The sequence below is a fragment of the Oceanisphaera arctica genome (assembly GCF_002936955.1).
Classification (GTDB): Bacteria; Pseudomonadota; Gammaproteobacteria; order Enterobacterales; family Aeromonadaceae; genus Oceanimonas; species Oceanimonas arctica.
The window spans coordinates 16,681-30,518 of record NZ_MPZM01000017.1 but is presented as its reverse complement, the minus strand read 5'-3'; the positions used below and the strand labels follow the sequence as shown (position 1 = coordinate 30,518).

Annotated in this window: 6 protein-coding genes; all 6 read left to right on the top strand. The window is 57.0% G+C overall.

From position 1 onward, the window contains the following. Positions 1 to 21: 21 nt before the first annotated feature. The 6 genes from rplL to UN63_RS09440 all read left to right on the top strand — a co-directional run bounded on the left by rplL (position 22) and on the right by UN63_RS09440 (position 13,793). Entirely contained in the window at positions 22 to 384 is a 363-nt protein-coding gene (gene rplL, locus UN63_RS09465; RefSeq protein ID WP_104486518.1) for a 50S ribosomal protein L7/L12, read from the top strand. Positions 385 to 607: 223 nt separating this feature from the next. Further along, positions 608 to 4,636: a DNA-directed RNA polymerase subunit beta gene (rpoB, locus tag UN63_RS09460; protein WP_104486517.1), complete on the top strand. Its 4,029-nt coding sequence runs from the start codon at positions 608 to 610 to the stop codon at positions 4,634 to 4,636. Between the two features lie 85 nt (positions 4,637 to 4,721). After that, the gene (gene rpoC / locus UN63_RS09455; protein WP_104486516.1) at positions 4,722 to 8,933 is read left to right on the top strand and encodes a DNA-directed RNA polymerase subunit beta'; all 4,212 of its coding nucleotides are present in this window, start codon (positions 4,722 to 4,724) and stop codon (positions 8,931 to 8,933) included. Positions 8,934 to 9,536: 603 nt separating this feature from the next. Continuing rightward, a complete protein-coding gene (locus UN63_RS09450) occupies positions 9,537 to 11,333 on the top strand; it encodes an assimilatory sulfite reductase (NADPH) flavoprotein subunit (protein WP_104486515.1) in 1,797 nt (598 codons plus the stop codon). Continuing rightward, positions 11,333 to 13,036, top strand: a complete 1,704-nt coding sequence (gene cysI, locus UN63_RS09445; RefSeq protein ID WP_104486514.1) for an assimilatory sulfite reductase (NADPH) hemoprotein subunit — start codon at positions 11,333 to 11,335, stop codon at positions 13,034 to 13,036. Before UN63_RS09450 ends, cysI begins: the two co-directional genes overlap by 1 nt. After that, positions 13,014 to 13,793, top strand: coding sequence for a phosphoadenylyl-sulfate reductase (locus UN63_RS09440; RefSeq protein WP_104486513.1), 780 nt, complete (start codon positions 13,014 to 13,016; stop codon positions 13,791 to 13,793). The genes cysI and UN63_RS09440 overlap by 23 nt, the downstream gene beginning before the upstream one ends. Positions 13,794 to 13,838 lie beyond the last annotated feature (45 nt).

Here is a 13,838-nt window from a genome sequence, read left to right as displayed (position 1 = left end):
AGAACATTAGGAATTTGAGTCATGTCTATCACTAAAGACCAAATCATCGAAGCCGTTGCAGAAATGTCTGTAATGCAAGTTGTTGAACTGATCGAAGCTATGGAAGAGAAGTTCGGCGTTTCTGCCGCTGCTGCTGTTGCCGTTGCTGGCGAAGCTGCTGTTGTAGAAGAGCAGACCGAATTTGACGTTATGCTGACCGCAATTGGCGCCAACAAGGTTTCTGTTATCAAAGCCGTTCGTAGCGCTACCGGTCTGGGCCTGAAAGAAGCCAAGGGCCTGGTTGAAGCCGCTCCGTGTGCTGTTAAAGAAGCACTGAGCAAAGGCGAAGCCGAAGCACTGAAGAAAGAACTCGAAGAAGCCGGTGCTTCTGTTGAGCTCAAATAAGCTATTTTATAGCTTAGCGGCCTGAGAAATCAGGCTAGGGCTGGTGAATCTTTATTCACCGGCCCTTTTGCGCTGTAGGATGAGAGGAATTTTCACATCGTTTGTGCCTCTTGTTGTACCAGCCACCGGGTGTTGTCGAGACATTCGGTCTGACAAAAAACGATGTTTTAGAGCTGTCCCATTTGGACAGAGTGGGTCACTTATCAGCGAGCTGAGGAACCCTATGGTTTACTCTTACACAGAGAAAAAGCGCATTCGTAAGGACTTCGGTAAACGTGACCAGGTCTTGGACACGCCTTACCTGCTATCAATCCAACTTGACTCCTTCAAACAGTTTATTGAAGCAGATCCGCAAGGCGAGTACGGACTGGAAGCGGCTTTCCGCAGCGTTTTCCCCATCACCAGCTATTCTGGCACTGCCGAATTGCAGTATGTCAGTTTCCGTCTGGGCGAGCCCGTGTTTGACGTGCAGGAGTGTCAAATCCGCGGTGTAACCTATTCGGCCCCGCTGCGTGTGAAGTTGCGGATGGTCCTGTATGACAGAGAGGCTGCGGCCGGTACTGTCAAGGACATCAAAGAGCAAGAAGTCTACATGGGCGAAATCCCGCTCATGACTGAAAACGGTACCTTCGTTATCAACGGTACCGAGCGGGTAATTGTCTCCCAGCTGCATCGCAGCCCGGGTGTGTTTTTCGATCACGATCGTGGCAAGACCCACTCTTCCGGTAAGGTCCTGTATAACGCGCGCGTGATCCCCTACCGTGGTTCCTGGCTCGATTTTGAGTTTGATGCGAAAGACAACCTGTTTGTCCGTATCGACCGCCGTCGTAAGCTGCCTGCGTCCATTATCTTGCGAGCGCTGGAATTCAGCACCGAAGAGATCCTGGAAATGTTCTTCGAAACCACCCGTTTCGAAGTGACTGACGGCAAGCTGATGATGGAGCTCAAGCCTGAGCGCCTGCGTGGTGATACCGCCTCTTTCGACATCCTGGTGGATGGCGAAGTGCTGGTTGAAACCGGACGCCGCATTACTGCCCGCCATATCCGTCAACTGGAAAAGGCCGGCATCGACAAGCTTGAAGTACCGGTGGAATATGCCGTCGGTAAAGTGTCTGCCAAGGACTATATCAACGCCGATACCGGTGAAGTGATTATTCCTGCCAACAGCGAGCTGAGCCTGGAAAACCTGGCCAACCTGTCTGTGTCCGGCATCAAGCAGTTCGAGACCCTGTTCACTAACGAACTGGATCACGGCGCCTACATGTCCGAGACCCTGCGTATCGATTCCTCCAACAGCCGCCTCGAAGCGCTGGTGGAAATCTATCGCATGATGCGTCCCGGCGAGCCGCCGACCCGCGAAGCGGCCGACACCCTGTTCGAAAACCTGTTCTTCTCCGAAGACCGTTACGATCTCTCCACCGTCGGCCGGATGAAATTCAACCGTCGCCTGTTCCGTGAAGAGTCTACCGGTGCCGGTACCCTGACCAAGTCCGATATCGTCGACGTGATGAAGCGTCTGATCGACATCCGTAACGGTAACGACGAAGTGGACGATATCGACCACCTGGGTAACCGTCGTATCCGTTCCGTGGGCGAGATGGCTGAGAACCAGTTCCGCGTCGGTCTGGTTCGTGTTGAGCGGGCGGTGAAAGAGCGTCTGTCTCTGGGCGATCTGGATACCCTGATGCCGCAGGATCTGATTAACGCCAAGCCGATTTCGGCGGCCGTTAAGGAGTTCTTTGGTTCCAGCCAGCTGTCCCAGTTCATGGATCAGAACAACCCGCTGTCGGAAGTGACCCACAAGCGTCGTATTTCGGCCCTGGGCCCGGGTGGTTTGACCCGTGAGCGCGCCGGCTTTGAAGTGCGAGATGTACACCCGACCCACTACGGTCGTCTGTGTCCCATCGAAACGCCTGAAGGTCCGAACATCGGTCTGATCAACTCATTGGCTTGTTACTCGCGCACCAACGAATACGGTTTCCTCGAGACCCCGTATCGTAAAGTGATCGACAGCAAGATTACCGATGACGTGGATTACCTGTCCGCCATCGAGGAAGGTCACTTCGTGATCGCCCAGGCGAATGCTGCCATCGATGAAGAAGGTCGTCTGCTGGACGAACTGGTTCCGTCTCGTCACAAGGGTGAAGCCACCTACATGAACGCGGATCAGGTCCAGTACATGGACGTGAGCCCGCAGCAGATTGTTTCTGTTGCTGCTTCCTTGATCCCCTTCCTCGAGCACGATGATGCTAACCGAGCCCTGATGGGTTCGAACATGCAACGTCAGGCCGTACCGACCCTGCGTGCCGACAAGCCGCTGGTAGGTACCGGTATCGAGCGCGCGGTTGCGGTAGACTCCGGTGTTACCTCTGTCGCCAAGCGTGGCGGTATCGTCGACTACGCCGATGCGTCTCGCATCGTGGTGAAGGTTAATGAAGAAGAGATGCTGCCGGGCGAAGCCGGTATCGACATCTATAACCTGACCAAATACACCCGTTCCAACCAGAACACCTGTATCAACCAGCGTCCTTGTGTGATGCCGGGCGAGCGGGTACTGGCCGGTGACGTACTGGCCGATGGCCCGTCCACCGATCTGGGCGAACTGGCGCTGGGTCAGAATCTGCGCGTCGCTTTCATGCCCTGGAACGGTTACAACTTCGAAGATTCCATCTTGCTGAACGAGCGGCTGGTAGAAGAAGATCGTCTGACCACCATTCACATTCAGGAACTGACCTGTATCTCCCGTGACACCAAACTGGGTCCGGAAGAGATCACCGCCGACATCCCCAACGTGGGTGAAGCGGCGCTGAGCAAGCTGGATGAGTCCGGTATCGTTTACGTGGGTGCAGAAATGCAGCCCGGCGATATCCTGGTCGGCAAAGTCACGCCGAAAGGCGAAAGCCAGCTGACCCCCGAGGAGAAGCTGCTGCGAGCCATCTTCGGTGAGAAGGCGTCCGACGTGAAGGATTCTTCACTACGGGTTCCCAACTCCGTATTCGGCACCGTCATTGACGTGCAGGTCTTTACCCGCGATGGCGTGGAAAAAGACAAGCGTGCTCAGGACATCGAGCACATGCAGCTCAAGCAGGCCAAGAAAGACCTGACCGAAGAGTTCAGCATCCTCGAAGACGGCGTTTACGCTCGTGCTCGTACGGTGCTGCTCACCTCAGGTGTCAGTGCGGCCCAAGTCGAGAAAATTGCCCGTAACCAGTTGCTGGAACAGGCGATTGACGACGAAGCCAAGCAAATCGAGCTGGAACAGCTCGCCGAGCAGCATGCCGAGCTGAAAGCCGACTTCGACAAGAAGTTCGAGAACAAGCGTCGCAAAATCACCCAAGGCGATGATCTGGCACCGGGCGTACTGAAGATCGTCAAGGTTTACCTGGCGGTGAAGCGTCGCATTCAGCCCGGTGACAAGATGGCGGGTCGTCACGGTAACAAGGGTGTTATCTCTACCATAGTACCGGTAGAAGATATGCCACATGACGAGCATGGTGTACCGGTCGACATCGTACTGAACCCGCTGGGCGTACCCTCGCGGATGAACATCGGTCAGATCCTCGAAACGCACATGGGCCTCGCGGCCAAGGGCGTTGGCGAGAAGATAGACCGCATGATCAAGGAACAGCAAGAGCTGGCCCGCCTGCGCGAATTCATCCAGGAAGTTTATGATCTGGGTGACAACGTGCAGCAGAAAGTGGACCTGTCCACCTTCACCGACGAAGAAGTCCGGGTGCTGGCCAACAACCTGCGCAAGGGCGTGCCGATAGCAACGCCGGCCTTTGATGGTGCGAGTGAGCAAGAGATCAAACGCCTGCTGAAGCTGGCTGATTTGCCGGAGTCCGGTCAGATCACCCTGTTCGACGGTCGTACCGGTAACACCTTCGAGCGTCCGGTCACCGTGGGCTATATGTACATGCTGAAGTTGAACCACCTGGTGGACGACAAGATGCATGCCCGTTCTACTGGCTCCTACAGTCTGGTTACCCAGCAGCCGCTGGGTGGTAAAGCCCAGTTCGGTGGTCAGCGTTTCGGTGAGATGGAAGTGTGGGCACTGGAAGCATACGGTGCCGCCTATACTCTGCAGGAAATGCTGACCGTCAAGTCGGACGATGTTAACGGTCGGACCAAGATGTATAAAAACATCGTGGACGGCGATCACCGCATGGAGCCGGGCATGCCCGAGTCCTTCAACGTACTGTTGAAGGAAATTCGCTCCCTCGGTATCAACATCGAGCTGGACGAAAGTTAAGGCGACAGACTGCCTCGGAAATAACGGCGCCCCTTTTCCTTAGGGGAGGGGGGCGCCCAGGTAGAACTCCTCACAGGAGACTAACGTGAAAGACTTGCTTAAGTTTTTGAAAGCGCAGAATAAGACCGAAGAGTTTGACGGTATCAAAATCGGTCTGGCTTCGCCGGACATGATCCGCTCTTGGTCCTATGGCGAAGTCAAGAAGCCAGAGACCATCAACTACCGTACCTTCAAGCCGGAGCGTGACGGCCTTTTCTGTGCCCGGATTTTCGGTCCGGTCAAGGACTATGAGTGTCTGTGCGGTAAGTACAAGCGCCTCAAACACCGTGGTGTTATCTGCGAAAAATGTGGCGTTGAAGTTACCCAGACCAAGGTGCGCCGTGAGCGCATGGGTCACATCGAGCTGGCCAGCCCGGTTGCCCATATCTGGTTTTTGAAGTCCCTGCCCAGCCGTATCGGCCTGTTGCTGGACATGACCCTGCGTGACATCGAGCGGGTACTGTACTTCGAATCCTTCGTGGTAATCGAACCGGGTATGACCAACCTGGAGCGGAGCCAGATGCTGTCTGAAGAACAGTACCTGGATGCGCTGGAAGAATGGGGTGATGAATTCGACGCCAAGATGGGTGCCGAGGCCGTACTGGCTTTGCTGCGTGCCATCGATCTGGAAAGCGAAATCAACACCATGCGTGAAGAGCTGGGTCAGACCAACTCCGAAACCAAGCGCAAGAAAATCACCAAGCGCTTCAAGCTGATGGAAGCCTTCTTTGGCTCAGGCAATAAGCCCGAGTGGATGGTCATGACAGTGCTGCCAGTGCTGCCGCCGGACTTGCGTCCGCTGGTACCCCTGGACGGCGGTCGCTTCGCGACCTCGGATCTGAACGATCTGTATCGCCGAGTGATCAACCGTAACAACCGTCTAAAGCGCCTGCTGGACCTGGCTGCACCCGATATCATAGTGCGCAACGAAAAGCGGATGCTGCAGGAGTCTGTGGATGCCCTGCTGGACAACGGTCGTCGTGGCCGCGCCATCACCGGCTCCAACAAGCGCCCGCTGAAGTCCCTGGCCGACATGATCAAGGGTAAACAGGGTCGTTTCCGTCAGAACTTGCTGGGTAAGCGCGTCGACTACTCCGGTCGTTCCGTTATCACCGTGGGTCCGACCTTGCGTCTGCACCAGTGCGGTCTGCCCAAGAAGATGGCGCTGGAACTGTTCAAGCCCTTCATCTACGGCAAGCTGGAAGCCCGTGGTTTAGCGACCACCATCAAGGCTGCCAAGAAAATGGTTGAGCGCGAGGAAGCCGTGGTCTGGGATATCCTGGACGACGTCATCCGCGAGCACCCGGTACTGCTGAACCGGGCACCGACTCTGCACCGTCTGGGTATCCAGGCGTTCGAGCCGGTTCTGATCGAAGGTAAGGCCATCCAGCTGCACCCGCTGGTATGTGCGGCCTATAACGCCGACTTCGATGGTGACCAGATGGCGGTACACGTACCGCTGACTATCGAAGCGCAGCTTGAAGCCCGTGCACTGATGATGTCTACCAACAACATCCTGTCACCGGCCAACGGCGAACCTATCATAGTTCCTTCACAGGACGTGGTATTGGGTCTGTATTACATGACCCGCGACCGGATCAACGCCAAGGGCGAAGGCATGTTGCTGACCAGCGCGAAAGAGGCCGAAAAGGTCTATCGTGCCGGTCACGCAGAGCTGCACGCCAAGGTTAAAGTTCGGATCACCGACTTCGAACGTATGGAAGACGGCAGCGAAGTGAAAACCACCGCTATCCGTGATACCACCATCGGTCGTGCCATCCTGTCTCTGATCGTGCCCAAGGGTCTGCCGTTCGGCATGATCGATCAGGCCATGGGCAAGAAGCAGATCTCCAAGCTGCTGAACGGCTGTTACCGTCGTCTGGGTCTGAAAGATTCCGTGATCTTCGCCGATCAGCTGATGTATACCGGTTTCCATTACGCCACCCTGTCCGGCGTATCTGTCGGTATCAACGACATGGTGATCCCGGATGCCAAGAAAGACATCATTGCCGATGCCGAAGCGGAAGTAACCGAAATTCAGGAGCAGTTCCAGTCTGGTCTGGTTACCGCCGGTGAGCGTTACAACAAGGTTATCGATATCTGGGCCAGCGCCAACGAGCGTGTGTCCAAGGCGATGATGGAAAACCTGTCGAAAGACGTGGTAATCAATCGTGACGGCAAAGAAGAGCTGCAGGACTCGTTCAACAGCATCTTTATGATGGCCGACTCCGGCGCTCGAGGCAGTGCCGCTCAGATCCGTCAGTTGGCGGGTATGCGTGGTCTGATGGCCAAGCCGGATGGCTCCATCATCGAAACGCCGATTATCGCGAACTTCCGTGAAGGTCTGAACGTACTGCAGTACTTCATCTCGACCCACGGTGCTCGTAAGGGTCTGGCGGATACCGCACTGAAGACCGCTAACTCCGGTTACCTGACTCGTCGTCTGGTAGATGTGGCACAGGATCTGGTTATCACTACCGATGACTGTGGCACCTTCAATGGCTTGTGGATTACCTCCTTGATTGAAGGTGGTGACGTAGTTGAACCGTTGCGTGAGCGCGTATTGGGCCGTGTTGTGGCTGAAGACGTGATCCGCCCGGGCACCGAAAGCGAAATCCTGGTGGCTCGTAACACCCTACTCGACGAGAAGTGGTGTGACGAGTTGGAAGACAGCTCTGTCGACCGCATCAAGGTACGCTCCGTTATCTCTTGTGATAACGACCACGGTGTTTGTGCGCATTGTTACGGCCGTGACCTGGCCCGTGGCCACCTGGTGAACCAGGGCGAAGCGGTTGGTGTTATTGCGGCTCAGTCTATCGGTGAACCCGGTACCCAGCTGACCATGCGGACCTTCCACATCGGTGGTGCGGCATCACGAGCGGCAGCAGAAAACAGTATTCAGGTGAAAAATGCCGGTACTTTAAAGCTGCAGAACGCCAAGTTCGTTACCAATGCCGACGGCAAGACCGTTATCGTGTCGCGTTCTTCCGAACTGACCATCATCGACGAGATGGGTCAGACCCGGGAAAACCACAAGCTGCCTTACGGTGCCCTGCTGGATAAAGCCGACGGTGAGCTGGTACAGGTTGGCCAGATAGTGGCAAACTGGGATCCGCACACGCACCCAATCGTTACCGAGGTAGCGGGTCAGATCAAGTTCATCGACATGATCGATGGCGTGACCATTAGCCGTCAGACCGACGAACTGACCGGTCTGTCCAGCATCGTGGTGATGGATGTCAACGAGCGTCCGGCTTCTGGTAAAGAACTGCGTCCGACCGTGAAACTGGTCGACGATGCGGGCAAGGATGTGTTCATCCCCGGTACCGACTTGTCTGCCCTCTACTTCCTGCCTGGCCGTGCCATCGTCAGTCTGGAAGATGGTGCCGTGGTGAACGTGGGTGACGCGGTTGCGCGTATCCCGCAGGAATCCAGTGGTACCAAGGACATCACCGGTGGTCTGCCGCGGGTTGCCGACTTGTTCGAAGCCCGTCAGCCGAAAGAACCGGCCATTCTGGCCGAAGTATCCGGCACCATTTCCTTCGGTAAAGAGACCAAAGGCAAGCGCCGTCTGGTCATTACCCCACTGGAAGGTGGCGATGCTTACGAAGAGATGATTCCGAAATGGCGTCACCTCAACGTGTTCGAAGGTGAAAAGGTCGAAAAAGGCGAAGTACTGGCCGACGGTCCCGAATCTCCGCACGATATCCTGCGTTTGCGTGGTATCAGCCCGGTGGCGAACTATATCGTCAACGAGGTGCAGGAGGTTTACCGTCTGCAGGGCGTTAAGATCAACGACAAGCACATCGAGACCATCGTCCGTCAGATGCTGCGTCGTGCCGAGATCATGAACGCCGGTGACTCCGACTTCATCACCAGTGAACAGGCCGAAGTGGTTCGTATCCGTCAGGCCAACCGTGCACTGGAAGCCGCAGGCAAGCAGCCTGTTGTTTACCGTCACGTGCTGATGGGTATTACCAAGGCTTCTCTGAGCACCGAATCCTTCATCTCGGCGGCGTCCTTCCAGGAAACCACCCGAGTGCTGACCGAAGCAGCCGTCTCCGGCAAGGTAGATGATCTGCGCGGCCTGAAGGAAAACGTGATTGTGGGCCGTCTGGTACCTGCCGGTACCGGTTTCGCCTACCATCAGAGCCGCCACGGCAACCGTAATCCGGAACAGCCGATGACTGTATCGGCAGACGAAGCCGAACAGAACCTGGCCAACCTGCTGAACGCGGCCGGCGGCAACGAAGAATAAAATTATCTCGACTCGCTGATAAGACAAGGGCTCCCGCAAGGGGGCCTTTTTTTATTCTGTGAGGGGGAGAGGCGTAATACCAATTCCACTAAATAAATGATCTCTTTCATTTTTGTATAAACGTCGGATAAAGGGCCCGCTCTCCCGACTCGCCGTGAATCCTTCCCTGGAGGCTCAGCCGTGCCATCCGTGGCGCGGATGGTCGGCTGAGCAGATCCCTTTATCCTCCCTGATGCACCGGAGTTGCCTGTTGGCGCCGTCTGCGGACGACTCGGTGCTATAGCAGAGGCAACAGAGAACATCTCCCACGACCGTGACATGCCAGGGATGGCATGTCCGAGCTTACAGGGATGTACTCGTAGCGCGTCGTGGGAGGTGACTGTGTTGCCTCTGGAGCCCAAATCTAAAAGGTGATCAGATCTTTACTGGGATTGGTATAAAACCATCCCGAGCCAGGTCTGCAATTCTCCTCACGCCTCACTCTTCACCCCTCATGTTCCTTTCATATTCTTTATAAGTATAAAAAATCATCTTTTATTCTTTATTGTTTATCCTTGCCTTGGCTTAAGCTGTATCCAATCTGGAAAAGTGGAAGTGAATGTCATGCTTTTAAAGGAACTCGCGGCGTCTGCCAGCCCGCTCAACGAACAGCAAGTCCATAAGCTTACTCAGGTGGCAGCCGAGTTGAGTGCGACTCAGCTGGCCTGGGTCAGCGGTTATTTTTACGGCATCAGCCAGCAGCCGGGCGGTGTCGCGGCTCCTGCGGCGGCGGCTCAGCCTGCCGGCAAGCTGACCATCATCTATGCCTCTCAGACCGGTAACGCCAAGGGCGTGGCCGAGGCGCTCAAGGCCCAGGCCAGAGCCAACGGCGTAGCGGTCGATCTGTTTAACGCGGCCGACTACAAGATCAAGCAGCTCAAGAAAGAGACGCATGTACTGATCGTCGCCAGCACCAATGGTGAGGGTGAGGCGCCCGATGACGCCATCGAGTTCCACAAGCAGTTGAAAGCCGGCAAGGCCGGCAAGCTGGATGGCCTTCATTACGGCGTGCTGGGATTGGGAGATTCGTCTTACGAATTCTTCTGCCAGACCGGCAAAGACTTCGACGAGTATCTGCAGAAGGCCGGTGCAACGCCCTTGCTGGGCAGGCTAGACTGCGACGTGGACTACGATGCGGTCGCCGAGAGCTGGAGTCAGTCTGTGGTTGCGCTGGTAAAGGATGCGCTGCAGCTGGAGGCCGCCAATGACGTGGCCCCGACTGTTGGCCTGACCCAGGGCGCGGCCAGTCTCTACAATAAGAAGAACCCTTTTACGGCCGAGCTGGTGACCAATCAGAAGGTCACCGGCCGTGATTCCGACAAGGATATCCGTCATTTCGAGATATCGCTCGAAGGCTCTGATCTGAGCTATCAGCCCGGCGATGCCCTGGGTGTCTGGTTTAGCAACGACGAAAGCCTGGTCGATGCCCTGCTGGCATTGCTTGAACTGTCGGCCGACACCCAGGTCAAGATAGACAATGAGTCGGTCAGCATCCGCGAGGCGCTGATCAACCACTATGAGCTGACCCAGGGTTACGCCAGCTTTGTGCAGGCCTATGCCGAACTGTCCGGTGCCGACAAGCTGCAGCAGCTGCTGGCCGACAAGGCGGCCTTGCGTGAATACTGCGCCAACCACCAGATCCTGGACATAGTCCGGGAGCAGCCAGCCAGCCTTACCGCCGAGCAGCTGCAGGGGGCCCTGCGCCGCCTGACACCGCGCCTCTATTCCATCGCTTCGGCTCAGGCGGAAGTGGAAGAAGAAGTTCATCTGACCGTGGGCGTGGTGCGTTTCGAACAGGACGGCGAAGCCCGTGCCGGTGGTGCCTCCTCCTTCCTGTCGGATCGGTTGGAAGAAGGCGGCCAGGTGCGGGTCTTTGTCGAGCACAACGATAACTTCCGTCTGCCGGCCAGTGACGACACCCCGGTGATAATGGTGGGGCCGGGCACTGGCATAGCGCCCTTCCGTGCCTTCATGCAGGAGCGGGAAGCCCGGGATGCGGATGGCCAGAACTGGTTGTTCTTCGGCAATCCGCACTTTACCCAGGACTTCCTCTACCAGACCGAGTGGCAGCGTTACGTCAAGAGCGGCCTGCTCAACAAGATCTCACTGGCCTTCAGCCGGGATCAGCAGGAAAAGGTCTACGTTCAGCACAAGCTGCGTGAGCAGGGTGCCGAGGTGTATGCCTGGCTGGAGCAGGGCGCCCACTTCTATGTGTGTGGCGATGCCAACAAGATGGCCAAAGACGTACATGAGGCCCTGATCGAGCTGGTGGCCGCGCACGGCAACAAGAGCCGTGAACAGGCCGAAGACTATGTAGATGCGCTGCGCAGCGCCAAGCGTTACCAGAGGGATGTTTACTGATGAGCGAACAAAAACTGTCCGACAACGAGCGCCTCAAGCGCGAGAGCAACTTCCTGCGCGGCACCATAGAGCAGGATCTGCAGGACGAACTGACCGGTGGCTTCAACGGCGACAACTTCCAGCTGATCCGCTTTCATGGCATGTATCAGCAGGACGATCGCGATATCCGCAACGAGCGTACCGCCCAGAAGCTGGAACCCCTGCACAACGTCATGCTGCGGGCCCGCCTGCCCGGCGGCATCATCAACCCCGATCAGTGGCTGGCGATCGACAAGTTTGCCGAAGAGAGCAGTATCTATGGCAGCATTCGCCTGACCACCCGTCAGACCTTCCAGTTTCACGGCGTGCTCAAGCGTGACATCAAGCACATGCATCAGGTGCTGAACAGCACCGGTATTGACTCCATCGCCACAGCCGGTGACGTTAATCGCAACGTGCTCTGTACCAGCAACCCGGTTGAGTCCGAGCTGCACCAGGAAGCCTACGAGTGGGCCAAGAAAATCTCCGAGCACCTGTTGCCGAAGACCCGTGCCTATACCGAGATCTGGCTGGACGGCGAGCGTCTGGACACCCCGGACGAAGAGCCGATACTGGGCTCCAACTATCTGCCGCGCAAGTTCAAGACCACTGTGGTGATACCGCCCCAGAACGACGTGGACGTGCATGCCAACGATCTGAACTTCATCGCCATCGCCGACAACGGCAAGCTGGTGGGCTTCAACGTGCTGGTAGGCGGTGGCCTGGCCATGACGCACGGCGATAACGCCACCTATCCGCGCAAGGCGACCGACTTCGGTTTTATTCCGTTGTCCCACACCTTGGATGTGGCGGCCGCCGTGGTGACTACCCAGCGTGACATGGGTAACCGCAGCAACCGCAAGAACGCCAAGACCAAGTACACCCTGGAGCGGGTGGGCGTCGAGGTATTCAAGGCCGAGGTCGAGAAGCGGGCCGGTATTGCCTTTGCCGACACGCGGCCCTATGAATTTACCGAACGCGGTGATCGCTTCGGCTGGGTGGAAGGCATAGATGGCAAACACCATCTGACCCTGTTTATCGAAAACGGTCGTCTGCTGGATTATCCGGGCAAGCCGCTGAAAACCGGCATGCGCGAGATTGCCAGGGTGCACAAGGGCGACTTCCGTCTGACCGCCAACCAGAACCTGATCATCGCCGGCGTGGCCGCCGGGGACAAGGACACCATAGAGCAGCTGGCACGGGCGCATGGCCTGCTGGAAGACAGTGTCTCGGAGCAGCGCAAGAACTCCATGGCCTGTGTGGCCCTGCCGACCTGTCCGCTGGCGATGGCCGAAGCGGAGCGCATGCTGCCCGCCTATGTCACCGACATCGAAGGCCTGCTGGCCAAACATGACATGGCCGGTGAAAACATCATCTTCCGGGTGACCGGTTGCCCCAACGGCTGTGGACGGGCCATGCTGGCCGAGATTGGTCTGGTGGGCAAGGCGCCGGGGCGTTACAACCTGCACCTGGGCGGCAATCGGGAAGGCACCCGTATTCCGCGCATGTACAAGGAAAACATCACCGACGCTCAGATCCTGGAAGAGATGGACGGCCTTATCGGTCGCTGGGCGACCGAGCGCGAAGCGGGCGAAGGCTTCGGCGACTTTGTTATCCGGGCCGGCATCATAGCGCCGGTAATAGATTCAGCGAGGGATTTTTATGCCAGCAACTATGACATCTAGTCTGCAGCCCTGCCTGAACGAGCTGAACAGTCTGTCCCGGGCGGAGCAGCAGGAGTTTCTGGCTCCCCTTAACCGGCAACTGGCGGCCATGACGGCCGCCGAGCGGGTACGCTGGGCACTGGAGAATCTGGAAGGAGAGCCGGTGCTCTCCTCCAGTTTCGGTATTCAGGCGGCGGTGATGCTGCATCTGGTGACGCAAGAGAAAGCCGACGTACCGGTGATTCTCACCGATACCGGCTATCTGTTCCCGGAAACCTATCGTTTCATCGATGAGCTGACCGAGCGTCTGGGGCTGAACCTCAAGGTCTATCAGGCCGCCAGTTCGGCCGCTTGGCAGGAAGCCCGTTACGGCAAGCTGTGGGAGCAGGGGGTAGAGGGCATCAGCCGCTACAACCAGCTCAATAAGGTGGAGCCGATGCAGCGTGCCCTGCGTGATCTGCAGGCCAGTACCTGGTTTTCCGGCCTGCGTCGCAGCCAGTCCGATACCCGCGGCAAGCTGCAGGTGCTGGGGCTGCAGAACGGCCTGTTCAAGTTTCTGCCGATCATCGACTGGAGCAACAAGGACGTACACTACTACCTCAAGGAATTCGATCTGCCGTATCACCCTTTGTGGGAGCAGGGCTATGTCTCGGTCGGCGATGTACACACCACCACCAGGTGGGAGCCGGGCATGAGCGAAGCCGATACCCGCTTCAATGGTCTGAAGCGGGAATGCGGCCTGCATGAAACCCCCGAGTCAGACGGCAGCGGCATCTGATCGAACTGCACGGGCCGGCGCCGGTCGGCCGTGTTTCTTTACCCT